This window comes from Vibrio rhodolitus (genome assembly GCF_003350325.1).
GTDB lineage: Bacteria > Pseudomonadota > Gammaproteobacteria > Enterobacterales > Vibrionaceae > Vibrio > Vibrio rhodolitus.
Map to the genome: position 1 here is coordinate 205009 of NZ_QLYZ01000001.1, position 21381 is coordinate 226389.

Genomic DNA, 21381 nt, shown 5'->3' on the forward strand with positions numbered 1-21381 from the left:
TCTTTTAGCGCATTGCTTGAGATTGACGTTCTCTTTGTTGTAGTTCACCAATATTAAATTCACGTACATCCATTACTGCGAAGTCATAGCACTCTTTACAGGAGTGGTGACACAAACCATCAACATATTCATGTTTGGTTAGTAAGCTTGGTTTTTTACACCAGTCGCAAATGCCTTCAATCGTGTACATGTAACGCTCCTACCGTTATCACCAAGAGTTATTCTATGGGTGCATTATGACACATATAGTTATTAGACGTTAACTATTTGTTACTTGAAGCGAGAGGGTTATCGATTGCGCAGGTAAGTGTTTGTCTGCTTTGTCGCCGATGTCATTAGGGGTTGAGATTAAATTGCAACAAAATGTTAACCTTGTTTTTTGTATGCAAGAATAACTTTCAGTGCGTGATTGAGTCGCTTCATTTCATCGTCACTTCCCTTAAGATCAGGATGATAGATCTTACATAATTGCTTGTAGCGATGTTTCACCTTAGCGACGTCAGGTATATGTTGGCTTTCAAAGCCAAACATCGAGCAAGCCAGCGCTAGTGAAGAGGGGGCACTGACTTGTGGTTGTAGTGGCTGTTTGTTTTCGGCTTGCTGCTTCTTAAACTCGCTATACAGCAGTTCGAGTTGCTGTTTTTGCTTTTGCATTGCTTGGCTTTGCTGCGCAAGTTGAGATTTAAGCTTTCTATTTTCTTCCAAACGATGGTCGATTTGCGTTGTAGCAGCATTGTTGACCGACACTTGCTGCTTCTTACTGCGATAGCCAAACCACATTGCCGAGCTTAAGCTTAATGTCACAAGCCCCACTAATCCAAATAGCGTCGAGGTGCTCAAAGAGACCGCATTGTTTGCTGCTGAATCTGCACTTTGCTGATTAAGCTTTTCAAACTGAGCGAGCTGCTTAGCTCTTTGTTGGTTAAATTCTTTTTCTAGCAGCTTGGTGTAGGCTTGTTCGGCATCTGGGTTGGTTGCAGAGGCAATTTGATACCAGAGTTTGGCTTGGGATTGTGTATCGACAAGCTGAGCACGCTTTTCATAGAGCTGTCCCAGTTCAAACTGCGCTTTGTCATCACCCGAGATCGCCAACTTAGTTAACCAATATATGGCGTTATCTAAATTGGGTTCAATAAGTCCACCAATAAGATATTGCTCAATCAGATCATACTGGGCAAGCTTGTAGTGATTCAGTGCGGATTGTTCTAGCCAGTAGAAGGCTTCTTGTTCAGATTGCTTGACGCCATCACCTGAAAGATAGGCTTGCGAAACTTGGTATTGAGCGCGAGGATTATTGAGCTCCGCTTGGCTGAGTAAGTCAGAAAATGACGAGTGAGAATTCTGTGCAAAGGCGAATGACGAAACAACCATCAACAAGGTAGAGAGTAATTTGATCATAACTCGCGGAATCCTATCCAAAAGAGGAGACAAGTATACCCAAGTAACAGCAAGATTACTTGGGTATATTGAACAGGATGATTATTTCAGAGGCAGGATCTGAATCTCAACGCGGCGGTTACACGCACGTCCAGCAGTTGTGTCATTTGAACACAGTGGGAAGCGCTCACCGTAGCCACGAGAAATTGCACGTCCTGCTGCTACGCCTTGTTGAACAAGGTAGCTACGAACCGCTTCTGCACGGCGCTCTGACAGCGTTTGGTTCATCGATTCGTTACCCGTGCTATCAGTGTGACCTTCGATCACTAAGCTAGTATCTGGGTATTCAACTAAGATACGTGCCACGCCGCTTAGAGTACGGTGAATCGTAGGGTCTAGTTGGTATGAGCTTGATTGGAAACCAATGCCATTTTCTAGGCGAAGTAGCAGTTGGTTTTCGCCCACACGTTCAACTTGTACACCAGAATCTAACAGTTGCTTACGCAGAGCAGCTTCTTGTTGGTCAAAGTAGTAACCTGCACCACCACCGATGGCTGCGCCGCCTGCTGCGCCAATAAGAGCATTCTTACGACGCTCTTTTGCGTTGTCACCCGTTGCTAGACCAACCGCAACACCCGCGATAGCGCCGATTAGCGCACCTTTAGTTGCAGAGTTAGTTTCAGATTCGCCAGTAGTCGCGTTTTGACGTTGAGTTGCCTGACAGCCAGTTAGAGCCACTGTTAGTGCAAGTGCTAGAGTAAGTTTTTTCACAGAAAATCTCTCCGTGTGAAAGTGTTACATGTTCCCAAGTAATTTAGCGTTTCTTTTCGAGCGTAATGCTCAGCACAAGAAAGGTTAAAAGCTTGTTTATACATATGGAAAATTGATGGGTGCCAATAAACCCCATGGCGTGCTTTATGTCAAACAGCTATCACTATATTTGACGTAAGATTAACAAGTGCTGAATGAAGTGTTCATTTAGAAATCAAAAATCTACAATTAGCAGACAAAATTTGCCTGCCAACTGAAAGCGGTAGAGGGTAACTTAACGCAGGAGTTTTGGCGCTTGCGCACCGTCGATTGGACGGCTAACAGACAGAGTTCGACCTTTTTTAAGTCCGACTTCGTAGTCGTCGGTCAGGTTTTTCATCGCTTCGCGCAATTGCTGTTTGAAGGTTTCACGATCGATGTTCTTAAACTCTTTATCGATGTAATCTTCAATTTTGTTAGCTGATTCTTCATCTGGTGAGATAACAGGCAGCTTTTCAAGCGCGCCTTCCACCCAACCGGAAACAAATGAGTTAACGCGGCGGTTTACTTCCATCGAAGAAGTACCACTGCCGGCAAAGCTGTTGCGGAATTTCCCAGTATGTTCATTGAGTTCGCGATAGACGATATCAAACGCAAACGCGGCAAAGATGGCGCGATCTGCCTCGCCAATAAACTCGACACGCTTTAAGCCTTTGTGATTAAGCAGCACAGCTTCTACACCAAAGCGGGTGTTAATACCGCGAATAACGCGCAGTAAGGTTGAGCTAATGTTCGTTGGCAGAAGGTGAGTCGATTGGGTTTTGCCCATCTTGATAAACTCAATATCATCCTTATCCAAGCCATACTTGAGCATAAGGCGGTGCGCCATTTTAATCGCATTCGCAGCTTCGTTTACGTTGGCTGAGTTACCAAGTTCTAGACACTTAGCAATCTTTTTAAGGGCTTTTTGTTTATCCATTGACAGCGACAAAACTCATTAAAAATAACAAAGTCGGCTATTTTACCGTGTTCTTGCCGTCAGTCGCAACCTTAGTGCCGATCAATTAATGGATTAATGATTATTTTGTGGATAGCTAAAGAGGTAGGAAGCAAAGAATTGAAAAGCCCCAAAAAATAGGGGCTTAGGAAAAGAACTAGTTGGGTTACAGACCAAGTTCACTCAGAAGATCGTCGGCATCAGAGTGGCTACTTGCTTTAGATTTCTCTTCTTTTTCGCGCATTTGTTGCTGCGCTTTTTCTAGAATTTCATCAGGATTCTCATCGTCCATTTCAAAGTCTTCTAGCTGAATAAACTCGGTTTTATCCATCGCCAGTTCAAGGTAGAAGATATTGTGGTTTTCGGTTGAGAAAGTAACGCGACGCGCCTGTGGGCGATCTAAGTTGGTATCGACTGACAAAATCACTTGTTTGTTCAGTGATAGCATCTTCGGCTGGTTCTGGGTGATATGCGTTTGCAATTCTTTGCGGATCTTATTGGTGAAATCGCCAACTAATTGATTCATCAGTTCACCAAGTACATCACCCACTTCGTCAGAAGTATGGGCGATGGCTAACTCTTCTGCTGGGATGCCCATATGCTGCATGTACTTCGTATATAACTCTAAGGCAGCTTTGGCAGTAAAGTTAATGACAACCAAGCCAGAGAAACCACCATCGAATAGTACAAAGCAACCAAAGTCAGGTTTCAGGCTGGTTTTGTTGATTTTCTGTACCATTGCAGAGTAGGAAACGTTGGAGTCCGTTGCTGAACTTAGCACCCCAGACACCGACTGACATAGCTTAAGAAGGATGTCTTCTGTAGTAACGATTTTGCTCTTTTTCATTTGCTCGGTTCTAACGCTGCTGAAGATTTACCCAACCGCAATCTAATTCCCTGATTTTTGGAGCAGCTTTCACAAAAAAGGTCATTGCGGTTAGTTTGAAAGTCCTTTGAATACAAGGCGACAAAAGTTGGGCATAAGTATTCGCCATAAATTCTATTTTGGCACTGTAATTCTGTTTTAATCACGCTTTTAAATGTTGTAAAGTGACGAAATTCAAAAGAATAACAACCCAAAGCTGATTGGATCAGTGTTGTAGGGGCAGGACGCAATGTTACCAAGACTTCATTCTCATCAAGATATTGACCATGTTGTACTGAGTTTTTTAGATGAACTGAAAAACGCAGGTTTTCGCGGCGATATCGAAACTCAATACTCAAGCAGGCTTGCTGTCGCGACCGATAACAGCGTGTATCAACAATTACCGCAGGCGGTGGTTCATCCGCGTGATACCCACGATGTGTCGTTGATTGGCAAAATCGCAGTTAAACCGGTTTACGAACGGGTAAAATTCTCTCCTCGCGGCGGCGGTACTGGTACTAACGGTCAGTCACTGACTCAAGGCGTAGTGGTGGATTTGTCGCGCCATATGAATAAGGTGCTTGAGGTTAATGAGCAAGAAGGTTGGGTACGGGTACAAACCGGCGTAGTCAAAGATCAACTTAATGACGCTGTTCGCCCTTACGGGTATTTCTTCTCGCCAGATCTCTCTACCAGCAACCGTGCTACTTTGGGCGGTATGATAAATACTGACGCATCTGGGCAAGGTTCACTGAAATACGGTAAAACTTCTGATCACGTTTTGTCTCTGCAAGCGGTATTTGCCGATGGCTCGATTTTGGAAAGTGACTTGTCTCATGGCATACCGGATGAAGGCAGTTATGCCGCGACAGCGCTTAAGGTGACTGAGCAAGTTTGCCGCGATAAGCGTCAGCAAATCTGTGATAAGTTCCCGCCACTTAACCGCTTTTTGACGGGCTACGATCTAAAAAATGCCATTAATGAACAAGATGATAGTTTCAATTTCACCCGCGTACTCTGCGGCGCGGAAGGGTCACTGGCGTTTATCACTGAAGCGAAGCTCAATCTGACCAAAATCCCGCAAGCGCGTACGCTAGTGAACATCAAATACAACAGCTTTGATGCCGCTCTGCGTAATGCACCATTAATGGTTGAGGCTAACGCGCTATCGGTTGAAACAGTTGACTCAAAGGTCCTAAACCTTGCCAAAGAGGACATTGTTTGGCACACGGTCAGTGATTTGTTAACTGATGTTCCGGGCAAAGAAATGCTTGGTATCAATATGGTCGAATTTGCTGGACAAGATATCCAAGAAGTTGAGCAGCAAGTATCGCTGTTAACTGCCCGTTTGGAGCAAATGCTTGAAGCAGAAGAGGCTGGCATTATCGGCTATCAAGTCTGCAGCGATGTTGCCAGCATCGGCAAGATCTACAACATGCGTAAAAAAGCGGTGGGTTTATTAGGCGCGGCAAAAGGTCGAGCGAAACCAGTGGCGTTTGCGGAAGATACTTGTGTGCCACCGGAGAATTTGGCTGACTTTATCGTTGAGTTTCGCGAGCTGTTAGACGCCAAGCAACTGCAATACGGGATGTTTGGTCATGTTGATGCTGGGGTACTGCATGTGAGACCGGCACTTGATCTGTGCGATCCGCAGCAAGAGCGCATGATGCATGAGATCTCTGATGAAGTCGTCAAGCTGGTGGCAAAATATGGAGGTCTGATGTGGGGCGAACACGGTAAAGGCTTCCGCTCTGAGTATGGACCTGAGTTCTTTGGTGAAGAGTTGTTTACCGAGCTTCGCCGCGTGAAGTCTGCCTTTGACCCACACAACAAAATGAACCCGGGCAAGATTTGTACACCATTAGAAAGTGGCGATGAGTTGGTTAAAGTCACCGACACCAAGCGCGGTTTCTACGATCGTCAAATCAATGTTGAGGTGCGCGATAGCTTTAAGCAAGCGATGGAGTGTAACGGCAACGGTTTGTGTTTTAACTATGACACGGCTTCACCAATGTGCCCGTCGATGAAGGTGACAGCCGATCGCCGTCACTCACCTAAAGGACGAGCGGGGCTGGTGCGTGAGTGGTTGCGCCAACTAACAGAGCAAGGCATTGATATTCTCGATTTAGAGCAACAAGCACTTAAAACGGCGTCGGTAAAAACCATGCTTGATCGTGTGCGCAATAGCTTTAATAAACGCCATCACTACGATTTTTCGCACGAAGTTTATGAAGCGATGAACGGCTGTTTGGCGTGTAAAGCTTGTGCAAGCCAGTGTCCGATTAAAGTGGACGTGCCAAGTTTTCGATCGCGATTTTTAAATATCTATTACAGCCGTTATCAACGTCCGGCAAAAGATTACTTGGTGGCAAACATTGAAACCATGCTGCCAATGATGGCAAAAGCGCCAACGTTAGTGAATGGGGTCTTAAAGCAAAAATGGGTACAGAGCCTGACGGCATCAACCGTTGGTTATGTTGACGCACCTTTGCTTTCGGTGCCTACGTTAGCCAAACGTGTTAAACAGCTTAAGCCATTCGACATGCAAGCATTAGCCGCGATGTCGAAAGAAGAGAAAGCGGATCATGTACTTATCGTCCAAGATCCATTTACCTCCTATTATGACGCAGATGTGGTTGATGATTTTGCCAAGTTAATTATCAAACTGGGCAAAACTCCAGTGCTGTTGCCATTTAAGCCAAATGGTAAAGCGCAACACATCAAAGGTTTCTTGGCGCAGTTCGCGAAAAGTGCGAAAAACACCGCAATGTTCCTTGAACAAGTTGCCGATCTGTCAATTCCAATGGTGGGGGTCGACCCTGCCTTAGTACTGTGCTATCGCGATGAATACAGCGAAATACTGGGTGATAAGCGCGGCGAATTCGATGTTTTAACTGTGCATGAATGGCTACTGCCAAGACTGAGTGAGTTTGAACAAATCGAAACGCAAGGCGAGCCGTGGCATTTATTAGCGCACTGTACAGAAAAGACCAAATTGCCGAATGCAGAGAAAGAGTGGGGCACTATCTTTACTCACTTTGGTGCTAAGCTAAATACGGTTCCGGTTGGCTGTTGTGGTATGGCGGGTACTTTTGGTCATGAAGTAGATAAACTGGAAATGTCGAAAGATATTTATGGATTAAGTTGGAAACCACGCTTGGAAGAATTGCCTGCTGAGCGCTGCTTAGTTACGGGTTACTCATGCCGTAGTCAGGTTAAACGTTTCGAACACATTAAAACTAAACATCCACTGCAAGCATTGCTAGAGATTATTTAATGGAAGTATTGGAAAGGAAAATCCCACCGGTCGCACTATTTATCATCTTTATTGTGGTGATGGTGCGATTTGATCACTTGCTCTTGAGCTTTGCGGCGGTATTGCCTTTTCCATGGTGGGTGCTGATAGCTTCGATATTGCTGTCCGGCTTTATCGGACTTGCTGGTGTTAACGAGTTTCGCAAAGCGAAAACCACGGTCAACCCGGTTAAAGTTGATAGTGCGAGCACAGTGGTTGATACGGGTATTTTCGCTTATACCCGTAATCCTATGTATTTAGCGCTGCTGATTTTACTGTTTGGTATTGGTTACTGGCAGCAAAATATGGTTTGTCTACTGCTGCCAATTGGCTTTGTTTTCTATATGAATCGTTTTCAGATTTTACCTGAAGAGCGAGCTTTGGAAGATCTATTTGGTGAGCAGTATCTCGACTACAAAAAGCGCGTCAGGCGCTGGATATAGTGATTGCTAATAAGAAGAGCCGCATTATGCGGCTCTTCTCGTATCTGGTGGTTTAAAAAGCGATGCATCGTAAATAAGCAGCGTTATGCCGCTTCAAATGCGAGGGCTTTTTTCTCCAGTTGGCGGAACAACAAAGTAAGTACGCCATTGACGACTAGATAAAACAAACCAGCGATACCAAATACGGTTAACGTATCGTAGGTTTGCGCGTTAATACGCTGCGCATAACCCATCAAATCCATAATCGTGATGGTACTGGCGAGTGATGTGCCTTTAAATACTAAGATCACTTCATTTGAGTAAGCTGGCACGGCGCGGCGCAGAGCGTAAGGCAACAGTACTTTCAAGCTCTGTGCTTTGCTCATGCCAAGGGCTTTGCACGCTTGCCATTGACCACTTGGAATGGTGTTAAACGCGCCTTTAAACAGTTGCGTACTGTATGCCGCGGTATTGAGTGCCAATGCGAACATCGCGCAGAACCAGGGTTGGCTTAACCAAGTCCAAAGTATACTTTCACGTATCCATTCAAATTGACCGGGACCGTAGTAGACCAGGAAAATTTGTACTAATAGCGGTGTGCCAGTAAATAGGATGATGAGACCACGGCTGAGCCAATGGAGTATTGGCGTGCTCATCACCAAGATAACCGTCATCAAAAGAGAAAGTAAGCAGCCAACAAGTAGTGAAGCCACGGTAAGTTGGAAACTGGTGACCAACCCGTCTAGCATTTGCATTAGATGCGCTTGATTCATGCTTTGGCTCCTTTCAGTTCACCCATGCCTTTGATGGCAAATTTGTTGTCGATGATTTTGACCAAATATTGAGTAATCAGAGTGATCACTAGATAAATGGCAGCTGCGGTTGCGTACCACGTAAAGGCTTCATGGGTCGACGCGGAGGTTAGCTGAGCTTGTTTAAGCAAGTCAGTGACACCAATCAATGATACCAGTGCGGTATCTTTAAGCAGTACTAGCCATTGGTTGGTTAAACCCGGAAGGGCATGACGTACCGCTTGCGGTAATACAATTCTAAAGAAAGTATGGGTTTGTCCCATGCCAAGGGCTAATGCCGCTTCTCTTTGTCCTCTATTGACTGCTTTTAATGCGCCACGAATAGTTTGTGAGGCGTATGAAGAGAAGATCAGCGAAAGAGCAATTACACCAGAGATAAACGGGCTTATCTCAATAAACTCACCAGTAATAAGAAACAGTACTTGGGTTGAGCCAAAATAGATAAACAGAACCACCAGCAGTTCAGGTAAACCACGAACGATGGTAACAAACGCAGTTGTTGGCCATTTGAAGGCAACTCGACGAGACATTTCACCAGTGGCAAAAAGAACCGCAAGGACTAGCCCAACAACTAAGCTTGCGCAAGCGAGCTGGATAGTCATCCAGCTTGCCTGAACGAGCGATAGAGAATAACCCGTTAATGCCATATTAGTTACCGAAGTACTTAGTGTGGATCTGCTGATAAACGCCGTTGCTAGCCACTTTTTCTAGCGCTTTATTCAGCTTTTCAACCAACGCTTGGTTATCTTTGTTAACCGCGATACCAAAACCATTACCGAAGTATTTAGCGTTAGTGATGTTGTCACCTACGTAAGCCAGTTCACTGCCGTTGTCGCCTTTGAACCACTCAGCAACGACTGCGTTGTCACCAAAGACAGAATCGATACGACCGTTTTTCATATCAATAAATGCATCTTGGTAGCTTGAGTAAGGCACCGCTGTCACACCAGGCATTTGCTCAATAAGGAAGCTTTGGTGAGTAGAACCGTTTTGTACGCCAACACGTTTACCTTCTAATGCCGCTTGATCCGCCACTTTACCTTTCAGCGAAATAAACGCTGCTGCGTTGTCGTAGTAAGCGTTAGAGAAAGCCACTTGCTCAAGACGCGCATCAGTAATGTCCATTGCTGAAATTGCCGCATCGTAGCGCTTGAATTTCAGTGCAGGGATCAAGCTATCAAATGCTTGGTTATGGAAAGTACATTTTGCCTGCATCTCAGTACAAAGCGCATTAGCAAGATCAACGTCAAAGCCTTGGATTTGGTTGTTTTCATCCATGTACTCAAACGGAGGGTAGGTCGCTTCCATCACAAACTTGATTTCATCTTGAGCTAAAGCGTGAGTAGAAACTAAACCGATTAACGAAGCGAGAAGAACTTTTTTCATTGTATTACTCCATAAAATTACAATTGCTGACTCCGTCAATGGGCAGCGAACGTGTGACTAAAAATGAATAATTAGTGTTTCAAATAATCAGCAAACTGTGTGGTTTGCGGATTGGTAAATACGTCATGAGTGCCGTGTTCTACGATGCGACCTTTTTCTAGGTAAAGTACGTGTGAAGCAATTTTCTTAGCAAAATCGACTTCATGGGTTACGACAACCTGAGTAATGCCAGTGGCACTTAATTTTTTTATGATCTCGACCACTTGTGTGGTGATCTCTGGATCCAATGCTGCAGTTGGCTCATCAAACAGCAGCACATCGGGTTTCATCATCAGTGCGCGAGCAATCGCCACACGCTGTTGTTGTCCACCTGAGAGTTGCAATGGCCACGTGTCGGCTTTATCTGCAAGCTGGAGCGTGGTAAGTATTTCTATCGCTTGGCTTTTAGCATCCTCAACAGACATGCCGGCAACTTTAACCGGAGCTTCGATTAAGTTTTGCATTACGGTCATATGCGGCCACAAGTTGTACTGTTGAAATACCATGCCGACTTTACGACGCAATTCCATTTGTTGCTTTTCAGCAATTGGTGCCGCGAAATCAAACTCATGTTTTGCAATCGACAACTGTCCGTTATCAGCGCTTTCAAGCAGGTTCAGTACTCTGAGTAGTGAGCTTTTACCTGCACCACTTGGACCAAGCAGTACTAAGGTTTCGCCATTGTTGCATTCGAAGCTCACATCGTGCAGAACTTGGGTCGTACCGTAAGATTTATTGATTTGTTTTACTTGAATACTCATGCTTAAAAACTGCATTAATTACCACATGGCATTCATACTACCTAAACTGACGAATTATGCAATAAAAATGTATATAAATTTATTTTGTCGAAGTTATGTATAATTATTGAGCGTTGAACCGATAGATCTCACTGACCGATGATATGCAACTATGTGTTTTTTTTGAAGGCGAGAGTCTGTAGGGGTGACTTTGCTTGCGATAATTTGTGTATAAGAAATAGCTAATTTAATTTTTAGTCACATAATTGGACTGTTTTTATATACAGCTCTGACCTGCTAACTATTATGTTCGCGGTTTAGTATTGGTCGAGTGATGAAATGATAAATAGCTTAGAGTCAGGCATAAAAGAGCTAGTAGAAGAGTTTGTTGCCAATGGTGCCTTGTGCCCTGCGAATATGGATATAGCGAGTCGTCGCGAAGGTTATGTCGCTAGCACTGTGTTGGCAGGGGATGATGTAAAAATGCATCAAGAGTTCGTTGAAGACCTCGATGGAATTAATGTGAAGATCTATAAACCGACAGCTGGAACGAATCTTCCAATTACGGTTTATTTTCATGGGGGCTGTTTTATTAGTGGGGGATTTAATACCCATGATGTTCAGTTGAGAAATCTTGCGCATCAATCTCAATCAATCGTGTTCTGTATTGGTTATCGTTTAGCGCCTGAATACACTTATCCGTGTGCGCACGACGATGTATATCAAGCGGCACTGAGAATTCATCAGCATGGATACAAGTATGGTGGCGATAACAGCAAGATTTACTTTGTCGGTGATAGCGCGGGAGGGCAACTTGCCTTGGCGACAACTTTACGTTTAAAGCAGCATCAAACCTGGTTGCCGAAAAAGCAGATATTGATTTATCCGATGCTCGATACTCAAGGAGTTTCACAAAGTTACAAGGATAATGGTTCGGACTACATTATTACTGCACGAATGTTATTGTCTGGGTTTGAGATGTATGCAGGCGATGATGTCCTTTTGCGTAGTTGCCGAGAGCTCAACCTTCTCGAAGCCGATTTTTCAGGGCTGCCCGCAACCAGCATAATTACTGCGGAATTTGATCCTTTGCGCGATGAGGGAGAGCTGCTCTATCGTCTTATGCGTCAACAAGGTGTCGAGGTCTACTGTCAGCGTTATTTAGGGACGATTCACGGCTTTTTCCAACTCGGCGCGGTTAGCGTATCAGCTCAGCGCTGCCTACTTAGTGTGGCGGCTGATATTTGTAGCTAAGTGACCGGTTGCTACATAAAAAACGCCCCGCATTTTGCGGGGCGCTAATATTCTGTGTGAGGCAGAACGTTACTTTCAAGCCGCTTTATCAAACTGGGCTAGAAAATTGTCTTTACGTTCATTGAAGCGATTAACTAAGTCGTCAATATCCTCTTGGGTGTATGGCTTTAAGCCACTTGCCACCATGCGTTTGATACCGTTACCCACGATTTCACCATCTTGAATAAAGTCAAAGTTAAGCGTAACCAAACCGCGTTTACCTTCAACATCAAACGTTGCGCCAGCAAATTTTACTTCTGGTGCAGAGATATCTAAGCGAGAAAATTCCACTTCCATGCTTTCGTAGATCACTAGTGGGCGTTGGCAGTTAATCATCATCTGCTTTTCTTCCATTAGCGGTACCATGATGTGTGGGAAGTTCATACCAGAGAATTGAACATAGTTAGTCACAACATGCTCGATAAACTCAGGGTTTAGGTTAACTTCACCTTCACGGCTCATGTGTAGGTATTCTTTACCGTTGGCATCGACTACAGAGGCTTCTTTACTGCATTTATTTTCCACATGCAGAGCAACACCATCACTGACCATTCCAGAAAAATCGAAGCGCATTTTTTGACTAATGCCTTGCTTGCTAAGAAGCACAGCAAAGAGTAAATCGCCCGGTACACAGAAGCGTTTGCTGTCTTCGTCATGAATTGGGTTGAAATCGCCTGCGACCTTTTTAGCAAAGTGACTTGCTTGTAGACGAGTGAACTGGAACTGTTCTTCTTGTGAAGAAAAATAAGGTGTTAGAAACATATCTTTCGCTTAGTAGCCAAAACTGCCAGCGATTATATATGAGTTATTTTTTTGACTGGTCAATCCAGTGACAACGCTTGCGCGAGGAGAGTGGCGGCGCATTTGGTGAGAAAACGCAATTAACGAGGAAAGCGTCGATCTCAGTAAGTGGTTATTGATAGGTCTATGCAATTCAAAAATTACCGTCTGACAAAAACAACAAAGCGCAGCTTTCACTGCGCGATGTTTTTAATTTAATTGGTTATCTGATTTCAGCCTTAAATACTGGTTAGGGTGCCAGATGGCATCAAGTCATTATGGATTGCTTGTTTGAGTAAGCTGTTGGCCTGTTCAATATCAGGTGCAAAGTAACGGTCTTTATCATAGAACGGCACTTTCTCACGAAGTCTTTGCTTGGCAATCTCAACTCTGCCTGATGACTTTAATGGTGCGCGAAAATCTAGACCTTGCGCAGCCGCTAAATATTCAACCGCCAAAATGCCGCGAGTATTTTCTGCCATATCTTTTAAGCGCCGACCCGCAAATGTCGCCATCGATACATGATCTTCCTGGTTCGCTGATGTTGGCAAACTATCAATCGATGCTGGATGTGCCAGCGTTTTATTCTCACTCGCCAATGCTGCTGAGGTCACTTGAGCAATCATAAAGCCTGAGTTCACCCCGCCATTATCGACTAAAAATGGCGGCAATTTACTCAGTGCACTATCAATCAGCAGCGCCATGCGACGCTCTGATAAACTGCCAATTTCAGCAATCGCCAAGGCTAGGTTATCAGCTGCCATGGCAACGGGCTCTGCATGGAAGTTACCGCCGGAGATAATGTCACCATCATCGGCAAACACCAGCGGGTTATCAGATACCGAGTTGGCTTCGACTTGAAGAATGTCTGCTGAATTGCGGATCTGTTGCAAGCATGCGCCCATCACTTGTGGCTGACAGCGCAGTGAATAAGGGTCTTGCACTTTTTCACATTCAGTATGTGATTCACCAATTTCACTGGTGTTATCCAGCATGTAACGATAGGCACTTGCTGCGTCCATTTGTGCGCGATGACCACGCACACGGTGAATACGAGGATCAAACGGGCGGCGGCTGCCGAGGGCGGCATCAACCGACATCGCACCACACACCGTGGCTGAGGCATAAAGATCTTCTGCGGCAAACAGACCTTCTAAGGCAAAGGCAGTAGAGGCTTGCGTGCCATTAAGCAACGCTAAGCCTTCTTTTGGCGCGAGTGTAATCGGCTTTAGCCCTGCAATCGCCAATGCTTCAACGCCTGAGAGAATTTTGCCATTGTGGCGCGCTTGACCTTCACCAAGCAGCACGGTGCTCATGTGGGCGAGGGGAGCTAAGTCGCCGGAGGCGCCAACCGAGCCCTTTTGCGGGACACATGGATACACTTGTGCGTTAACCAGCTCAATCAATGCTTGAATCACAGAGAGGCGAATACCTGAGAAGCCGCGAGCGAGACTATTGATTTTTAGTACCATCATCAAACGTACGGTTTCATCGGACATAAATTTGCCAATGCCTGCCGCATGAGACAAGACAATACTTTTTTGCAAAACTTCAAGATCTTGCGGCTCGATACGTGTATTAGCCAGCAGCCCAAAACCAGTATTGATGCCGTATACGGTGCGGTCTTCGGCAATAACTTGCTCGACTACAGCGGTACTTTGGTTAATACCCTCAAATGCCGCACTGTCTAAACTGAGGTTGACTGGTGAGCGGCTAATTTGGCGCAGCTGGTTCAGGCTTAAATGACCTGGCTTTAAAACGAGGTTTAACATCTTTATTCTCCTAACGCAGTTTAGCCAGTTCTTGATTAAGCATCGGCAGATCGAGGCGCTGCTCGGCTGCACACTGTTTGGCTATATCGTAGCCCGCATCGGCATGGCGCATCACGCCAGTTGCAGGGTCATTGTGCAGTACGCGTGCAATACGACGGCTAGCGTCATCACTGCCATCACAACAAATGACCATACCTGAGTGCTGTGAGAAGCCCATACCGACGCCACCACCATGGTGTAGTGAAACCCAAGTTGCACCGCCAGCGGTGTTGAGCAGCGCATTAAGCAATGGCCAATCGGATACCGCATCCGAGCCATCCATCATGGCTTCTGTTTCGCGGTTTGGACTGGCTACCGAGCCAGAATCGAGATGGTCACGTCCAATTACGATTGGTGCTTTTAGCTCGCCATTTTTCACCATTTCATTAAACGCTTGACCTAGGCGCTCTCGATCTTTTAACCCCACCCAGCAGATTCGCGCGGGTAGCCCTTGGAACTGAATCCGTTCACGAGCCATATCTAACCAATTATGTAAATGCGGATCATCAGGGATCAGCTCTTTGACTTTTTGGTCGGTTTTGTAGATATCTTCTGGGTCGCCAGACAGTGCTGCCCAACGGAATGGCCCGATGCCTTGACAGAAAAGCGGGCGAATATAAGCAGGAACAAAACCAGGGAAGTCAAACGCGTTCTCAACGCCTTCTTCGAGCGCCATTTGACGGATATTGTTGCCGTAGTCGAGTGTAGCTGCGCCGCGAGATTGTAGTGCTAGCATTGCTTTTACTTGAATTGCCATTGACGCCTTTGCTGCAGCAACCACTTTAGCTTCGTCGACGGCGCGCATATCTGCCGCGTGCTCCATGCTCCAGCCTTGTGGGAGGTAGCCATTAAGCGGGTCATGGGCAGAAGTTTGGTCGGTAACCACATCTGGGGTGATATTGCGTTCGACCAATTCGGCGAATACATCCGCGGCATTGCCAAGTAAACCGACTGAAACCGGCGTCTCTGTGCTATAGATGATTTCTAGAGCTTCATCTAAGCTGGTGGCTTTTTTGTCGACATAACCAGTACGTAGTCGGTAATCGATGCGTGATTCATCACATTCAACTGCTAACATTGAAAAACCTGCCATAGTTGCCGCCAGCGGCTGTGCGCCGCCCATACCGCCAAGCCCACCAGTTAAAATCCAGCGTCCTTTGGCTTCACCTTGAAAATGCTGTTTAGCGACCGCAACAAAGGTCTCATAAGTACCTTGGACAATGCCTTGCGAACCAATATAGATCCAGCTACCGGCAGTCATCTGACCGTACATCATTAACCCTTGTTTATCGAGCTGGTTAAAGTGCTCCCAATTTGCCCAGTGCGGGACTAAGTTTGAGTTAGCAATCAACACGCGAGGTGCATCTTTATGAGTTGGGAATACGCCAACAGGTTTACCTGATTGCACAAGCAAGGTTTGGTCTTCTTCGAGACGTTCAAGCACTTCAACGATCTTATCAAAACATTCCCAGTTACGCGCTGCACGACCAATTCCACCGTATACCACAAGTGAGTGGGGATGCTCAGCAACCTCTGGGTCTAAATTGTTCATTAACATGCGCAAAGGTGCTTCGGTTAACCAAGAACGAGCACGCAGCTGCGTTCCATGGGGAGCACGAATGGTTCGTTGAGTGTCGAGACGCGTGTCGTTACTGCTGCGTTCCGTCATAAGAAGACTCCTTGTGTTTCACTATTTCTCTGAAAATGCGTTGGCGATATCCCAACACAACCGGGCGGCAAGCCGAGCGGTTTGGCTATCGACATCGTATGTCGGGTTATATTCGGCGATATCAGCGATCACCAATTTGTTTTTGTAGTGCAAGATGCGCTCTAAAAAGAGGTTGATGGTATCTAGGCTGATACCACGGGCTGCGGGGGCACTCACCCCCGGTGCGATGGCTGCTGGAAATACATCTAAGTCAATGGTCAGGTAGATGTAGTCACAATTGTCGATAAAGTGCTGTAACTGAGTGAGGTGGTAAACGTGATTGAGATGAGAAAGATCTTTGTCTTCTACATACCAAACATTGAGCTCATCGGCACGCTCAAACAGCGCAGCAGTATTACTGGCGCGACTGACGCCCAAACAAGCGTAGTGAAATGGCCACTGTTTCTCTTCGCAATACTGTTGGATTTGATTAAATGGCGTACCTGAGCTGGGTTTTATATTGATGCTACTGTGCTCAAAAGCTCGCAAATCAAAATGGGCGTCGAAGTTAATAATCCCAATCCGTGGGGGCTGAGCTGGGTTGATGTGCTCAAAGTAGCGCGCCAAGCCAAGAAACGATGCCCAAGCGACTTCGTGCCCGCCACCGAGAGTAATAACTGGGGTTGAGCGCAATGCAATGGCAATGATCTTCGCGCAATCAGATTGTGCTTGTTCAAGCAAATCGTCATCACACACCACAGTGCCTAAATCTATTAAATGATTCTCTTTGTGCCACGCCATATTGGCGAGCGCACGTCGAATTAAATCTGGTGCTTTGCGTGCGCCAATGCGTCCTTTATTTCTGGCAACCCCTGCATCACTGGCAAAACCGAGTAGACTGACGGCGTTGCGATAGGGCTGCAGCTCACTCACTTGCATGGTTTTGATTACGCTATGCACGCGTTTACCCGCTGCGCCATCTTCTTCGTCAATGCGACCTTGCCAGTGAAAATCTTGCTGGGTAATCGGTAAGTTAGACATAACTGACTTCTCCCTGAATGAGTCGAGCGTAGAGCCGTTTTACGCCTTGCAGGTAACTTAATTCAGCGGGGTGCTCAATATCCCAGATCGCCAGATCGGCATCAAAACCAAGCGCGATTTGCCCGCGACTATTGCTCACTCCGAGTGCTTGAGCCGCAACCGAGGTGACGCCTCTGAGCGTTTCCTCTGGCGTTAAGCCAAATAAGGTGCAGCCCATATTCATCATCATAGTCAAATCTGCGAACGGTGAAGTCCCTGGGTTAAGATCGGTGGAGAGAGCCAAAGGCACGTGGTGCTGGCGTAACAAGTCAATCGGTGGTAATTGCGTTTCACGTAAAAAGTAAAATGCCCCAGGCAAGAGGGTGGCTACGGTGCCTGCTTTTGCCATCGCTTGAACGCCTTGCTCATCAAGGAATTCGATATGGTCGGCAGACAAGCCGCCGTAGCGAGCGGTTAGCGCGCTACCACCAAGGTTAGAAAGCTGCTCAGTATGACCTTTGACAGCGAGCCCGTGCTGCTGAGCGGTTTGGAATACACGCTCAGTTTGCTCAAGATCAAAACCAATTGATTCGCAGAACACATCAACACTGTCGGCAAGTTTCTCTTGCGCAACATAAGGGATAATCTCGCTACAGACTAAATCAATGTATTGATCGGGTTCGTGGGTGAACTCAGGTGGTACCGCGTGTGCAGCCAATAATGTGGTCGAGACACGCACTTTGCGATAGCTTTCCAATGCTTTTGCCGCGCGCAGCATTTTGACTTCATCTTTTAGCGTTAAGCCGTAGCCAGATTTGATCTCTATGCTGGTCACACCGCTCGCCAGCAAACCATCAAGACGAGGTAGGGCGAGTTCGGTTAATTGCTCTTGGCTGGCTTGACGGGTCGCTTTTACCGTCGAGAGGATACCACCGCCTTGCTTGGCAATTGTTTGATACGGAACGCCGTTAAGGCGCATCTCAAACTCATTGGCGCGATTACCAGCGTAGATTAAGTGGGTATGGCAATCAATCAAGCCCGGAGTAACCAACTTATTTTGGCAGTCCAGAGAGTGTTGGGCTTTGTCTGGCAAAGGAGATGAGCAAATCGCGGCAATCTTACCTTGCGTAATATAAATATGACCTTGTTGAACTTGATAGCCCTCATCATTAGGCATCATAGAAACAAAACGTACATTGGCTAAATGTAAGTCGTACTGAGGTGATGCAAAATCTTGTGTTGAGAGGGTCATCGTTACAATCCATTATTTAATGTATATACAAATAATGGTTGGTGGTGGGTGATTTATCAACGATTATGTAATGGAATTGTGATCAAATTATGGAGTTATTATCTGAAATGCGACGTCAAAAGAGTCGCGAATTTTAGGTTAGAGGGTTAACTAATTGATTTTTATATGGGTTTGATGGTGCACTATTGCTCGCTTACCACAATGCGGAACTATAGCGTGAAAATGCAGGGTTAAAGGTTAACCGTTGAGCTGAGTTTGTAGCGAGAGCCAGGATGGTAAAGCAGCGCACTACTGACTAAATAATTGCCACTCCAAGTACGACGATTGAGCAGCAGGCATGGTTCGTACTCTTGTAGATTGAGTTGCTGTCGCTTTGATTCATCGAGCATGACAGCTTCTACGCTGTGTTCAATTGCCGACAGTGGGCAAGCTTCAAACAAATACTGGGTTGGTGTTTGCTGGTTAAAATCTTGTTTGAGGTAATCGGGAGCATGCTCCGGATTTACCCAACGTAACTCAAGCTGTATTGGCATTTCGTCTGCGTAGTGAATAATTTCACTGTAATACACTTTACTACCACGCATCACACCAAGCTGAGTCGCGATCTTCTCATCGGCACTGATTTGTGATTGTACCAATACTTTGTTGCTGTAGCGCTTACCTCGTTCTGCAACTTCCAGTGCAATGTTGCGAATGTCCAGCAGTGGTGACTCGGCTTTATCTTGCGTCTGGCAAACAAAAGTTCCTAAGCGAGGTTTTCGTTCAAGCTTTCCTTGCGTTACTAAATCGCGAATGGCTTTGTTTACCGTCATGCGGCTGACACTAAACTGTTCAGTCAGCTCTAATTCGGTGCTGATACGTTGTCCAACAGACCACTTGCCCGACTCAATTTGGTCAACGATATATTGCTTAATTTGCTGATAGAGCGGAGCTGCAGTCATAAGAGGATCTTAACTTATTTAGGTATATACAAATGTAATGGCAATAGCGCTAAAATTGCAAGGGAAGATTAAAATCCAAGCAAACGAATGAGATAGGGCGCAATCTGTAAGTAAAGTACTTGATAGATAAGCGTTGGATATGAGATACCGATGATATAAGTGCCGCAGTCAATTAAGCGGCAGAATAAAAAGTCACAAAAGGAAATTCGAATGTTTGCAAAGTTAAAAGCTTCGCTGGGTATTGGTGCAGCAAAAGTTGATACGGTTTTAGATAGCATGGCGGTTATGCAGGGCGAGAGCATCAAGGGTGTAGTGCATATCCAAGGCGGCGATGTAGAGCAGCAGATCGATGCGATTAACTTAAAACTTTGTACCGAAATGAAAGTGGAGTCTGACAATGGCGTGAGTTACCAAGAGTTTATCCTTGGTAAGTTACAAGCAGTGCAACCATTTGTTATCGCGCCAAACGAGAATAAGCAGGTCCCATTTGAGTTTAAACTGCATGACGAAACGCCGGTAACCGCGCTTAATGCAATTAAAAACCAGTGTCACGTGTGGGTTGAGACCACTTTGGACATCGACTTTGCGATTGACCCAAAAGATCGCGACTATGTCGAAGTGCAGCCATTGCCGGTAGTGGCAAAAGTGATTGGTATGATCCAAAGCAATGGCTTTGAAATGGTTAAGGCGGATGTAGAAAAAGGCTATTTACGTGGCAGTAACTTTGCGTCGAAATCGGGCTGTTACCAAGAGATCGAGTTTAGAGGCGGCAGCTTTATCAATAAAAAAGAGATTGAGTTGTCATTTGTGCTGGAAGGCAGCGTGGTTCATTGTTTAGCGGAAGTTGACCGTTCACTTGGTTTACGTGGCGATCAGTATGTTTCATTTACGCTATCGCGCGGCGCATCAGACGCTGAAGTAAAATCGGCGGTAGCTCGCGTACTGTCTATCTAATCTTTACCCCCAGCACCATAACGGTACCGGTAAGCGAAAGTAAACGCGATGTCGGTACTGTTGTCTGCGTTGATCATATTTTCAATTACGGAAAACTCCAACGCAGATTGCTCCATCTGATAGCGATAGCCAAGCGTTACTTCTGTCGCGACTTTCGAAAAATCATCTTCCTCTGTTGAAATGCCTTGGTAAATCCCTAGTTGTAAAACCAGATAATGATTGCTTAACCACTGATAGCGGTAGCTGCTACCAACAAACCAATTGCTGGCTCGATAGGGCATTTGTTCAAAGTTGGTGGGTGTATCACGAAAGGTTTGGCTAATGGTTGCATCAAAACCATGGTTGCCATTCAAGTAGCCATAATTGAGCTGTAACGCTTGTTCCCAATCGCTATGGGTGAAAAAACCACTGCCGATGTCACTGTAGTAGAGACTTAGCCCCGCAGATAAACCGTGGCGCTCACTTTGATACAGCTGGTATTGTAGATAGCTGTAAAGCCCTTGGCTGAGCATCTCATTGCGAAAATCTCGCTCATCAAATCCAAACTCAGGTGCATCGATGATATAGCGATCATTGTCGACCTGATCGCGCCCATTTTGATCGATAGAAAACCAATCGTGAAATGCGATAGTCAGTGAGTCGAGACCATTATCGGCGGCGTAATTCCAGCGATAACCTAATTCAAATTGCCAATGTGCACTCACTTGCCATTTGGCACCAAGATGTAATTGGTTTTGGTAATAATCAAGTTCATAAAGCCCGTTTTTTGCCCAGATGCTTGCTGCGGTTAAAGCGGCGGACAATTCAATCTGCTCTTGTGGTAAAGAAAAACCAGAACGAAGCTGCGGTGCGAGCCCATTGGTGATAAACGGCGACTGAGCATAGGTCTGTAACGGTCCATATTGCGCTTGTTGGGAGGGACTTGCCCATGCATTGAGTGCGAAAACTAACGGCGCGCCCGCCCAGAGTAGAGTTTTATCCATATCATTCTTATTATTG

20 protein-coding genes are annotated in these 21381 nt (G+C 45.7%); 4 read left to right on the forward strand and 16 right to left on the reverse strand.

What is annotated here, in order from left to right; translation table 11 throughout:
• Positions 1–4: 4 nt before the first annotated feature.
• The 5 genes from DPF93_RS00900 to DPF93_RS00920 all read right to left on the reverse strand — a co-directional run bounded on the left by DPF93_RS00900 (position 5) and on the right by DPF93_RS00920 (position 3971).
• On the reverse strand, positions 5–190 hold the full coding sequence (locus DPF93_RS00900; protein ID WP_114764334.1) for a hypothetical protein: 186 nt from the start codon (positions 188–190) through the stop codon (positions 5–7).
• 176 nt (positions 191–366) lie between these two features.
• Positions 367–1398, reverse strand: a complete 1032-nt coding sequence (locus DPF93_RS00905) for a J domain-containing protein (protein ID WP_114764335.1) — start codon at positions 1396–1398, stop codon at positions 367–369.
• Between the two features lie 81 nt (positions 1399–1479).
• Positions 1480–2148 carry a YiaD family glycine zipper/OmpA-like lipoprotein gene (locus tag DPF93_RS00910; protein ID WP_114764336.1) on the reverse strand — a complete coding sequence of 223 codons (669 nt, stop codon included), beginning with the start codon at positions 2146–2148 and terminating at the stop codon, positions 1480–1482.
• 274 nt (positions 2149–2422) lie between these two features.
• Positions 2423–3106 carry a DUF2786 domain-containing protein gene (locus DPF93_RS00915; RefSeq protein ID WP_114764337.1) on the reverse strand — a complete coding sequence of 228 codons (684 nt, stop codon included), beginning with the start codon at positions 3104–3106 and terminating at the stop codon, positions 2423–2425.
• Positions 3107–3290: 184 nt separating this feature from the next.
• Positions 3291–3971: a DUF3334 family protein gene (locus tag DPF93_RS00920; protein ID WP_114764338.1), complete on the reverse strand. Its 681-nt coding sequence runs from the start codon at positions 3969–3971 to the stop codon at positions 3291–3293.
• A 268-nt stretch (positions 3972–4239) separates the two neighbouring features.
• Between DPF93_RS00920 and ydiJ the strand changes: the two genes are divergently transcribed.
• Positions 4240–7266, forward strand: a complete 3027-nt coding sequence (gene ydiJ, locus DPF93_RS00925; protein ID WP_114764339.1) for a D-2-hydroxyglutarate dehydrogenase YdiJ — start codon at positions 4240–4242, stop codon at positions 7264–7266.
• Positions 7266–7727, forward strand: coding sequence for a methyltransferase family protein (locus DPF93_RS00930; protein ID WP_114764340.1), 462 nt, complete (start codon positions 7266–7268; stop codon positions 7725–7727). Before ydiJ ends, DPF93_RS00930 begins: the two co-directional genes overlap by 1 nt.
• Positions 7728–7810: 83 nt before the next feature.
• Here DPF93_RS00930 and artM read toward each other — a convergent pair whose 3' ends face one another.
• The 4 genes from artM to artP form a co-directional block, all read right to left on the reverse strand.
• The gene (artM, locus tag DPF93_RS00935) at positions 7811–8479 is read right to left on the reverse strand and encodes an arginine ABC transporter permease ArtM (RefSeq protein ID WP_114764341.1); all 669 of its coding nucleotides are present in this window, start codon (positions 8477–8479) and stop codon (positions 7811–7813) included.
• Positions 8476–9165: an arginine ABC transporter permease ArtQ gene (artQ, locus tag DPF93_RS00940; RefSeq protein ID WP_114764342.1), complete on the reverse strand. Its 690-nt coding sequence runs from the start codon at positions 9163–9165 to the stop codon at positions 8476–8478. The genes artM and artQ overlap by 4 nt, the downstream gene beginning before the upstream one ends.
• Before the next feature lies 1 nt (position 9166).
• Positions 9167–9904: a lysine/arginine/ornithine ABC transporter substrate-binding protein gene (locus DPF93_RS00945; RefSeq protein WP_114764343.1), complete on the reverse strand. Its 738-nt coding sequence runs from the start codon at positions 9902–9904 to the stop codon at positions 9167–9169.
• 71 nt (positions 9905–9975) lie between these two features.
• Entirely contained in the window at positions 9976–10704 is a 729-nt protein-coding gene (gene artP / locus DPF93_RS00950) for an arginine ABC transporter ATP-binding protein ArtP (protein ID WP_114764555.1), read from the reverse strand.
• A 318-nt stretch (positions 10705–11022) separates the two neighbouring features.
• On the opposite strand from artP, the gene DPF93_RS00955 reads away from it, so the two are divergent.
• Entirely contained in the window at positions 11023–11937 is a 915-nt protein-coding gene (locus DPF93_RS00955) for an alpha/beta hydrolase (RefSeq protein WP_114764344.1), read from the forward strand.
• A gap of 75 nt (positions 11938–12012) precedes the next feature.
• On the opposite strand, the gene DPF93_RS00960 is transcribed toward DPF93_RS00955, so the two are convergent.
• The 6 genes from DPF93_RS00960 to hutC form a co-directional block, all read right to left on the reverse strand.
• Positions 12013–12738 (reverse strand): DUF3581 domain-containing protein, encoded by a 726-nt coding sequence (locus DPF93_RS00960; protein ID WP_114764345.1) that lies wholly within the window; start codon positions 12736–12738, stop codon positions 12013–12015.
• Between the two features lie 257 nt (positions 12739–12995).
• Positions 12996–14528, reverse strand: coding sequence for a histidine ammonia-lyase (gene hutH / locus DPF93_RS00965; protein WP_114764346.1), 1533 nt, complete (start codon positions 14526–14528; stop codon positions 12996–12998).
• A gap of 10 nt (positions 14529–14538) precedes the next feature.
• A complete protein-coding gene (gene hutU / locus DPF93_RS00970) occupies positions 14539–16236 on the reverse strand; it encodes a urocanate hydratase (protein ID WP_114764347.1) in 1698 nt (565 codons plus the stop codon).
• 21 nt (positions 16237–16257) lie between these two features.
• A complete protein-coding gene (hutG, locus tag DPF93_RS00975) occupies positions 16258–17256 on the reverse strand; it encodes a formimidoylglutamase (protein WP_114764348.1) in 999 nt (332 codons plus the stop codon).
• Positions 17249–18487, reverse strand: coding sequence for an imidazolonepropionase (hutI, locus tag DPF93_RS00980; protein WP_114764349.1), 1239 nt, complete (start codon positions 18485–18487; stop codon positions 17249–17251). Before hutI ends, hutG begins: the two co-directional genes overlap by 8 nt.
• 230 nt (positions 18488–18717) lie before the next feature.
• Complete coding sequence (gene hutC / locus DPF93_RS00985) at positions 18718–19428, reverse strand: histidine utilization repressor (protein ID WP_114764350.1); 711 nt, start codon at positions 19426–19428, stop codon at positions 18718–18720.
• 210 nt (positions 19429–19638) lie between these two features.
• On the opposite strand from hutC, the gene DPF93_RS00990 reads away from it, so the two are divergent.
• The gene (locus tag DPF93_RS00990; RefSeq protein ID WP_114764351.1) at positions 19639–20382 is read left to right on the forward strand and encodes a sporulation protein; all 744 of its coding nucleotides are present in this window, start codon (positions 19639–19641) and stop codon (positions 20380–20382) included.
• On the opposite strand, the gene DPF93_RS00995 is transcribed toward DPF93_RS00990, so the two are convergent.
• The gene (locus tag DPF93_RS00995) at positions 20379–21365 is read right to left on the reverse strand and encodes a DUF3187 family protein (protein WP_114764352.1); all 987 of its coding nucleotides are present in this window, start codon (positions 21363–21365) and stop codon (positions 20379–20381) included. The genes DPF93_RS00990 and DPF93_RS00995 overlap by 4 nt on opposite strands.
• Between the last annotated feature and the right edge of the window lie 16 nt (positions 21366–21381).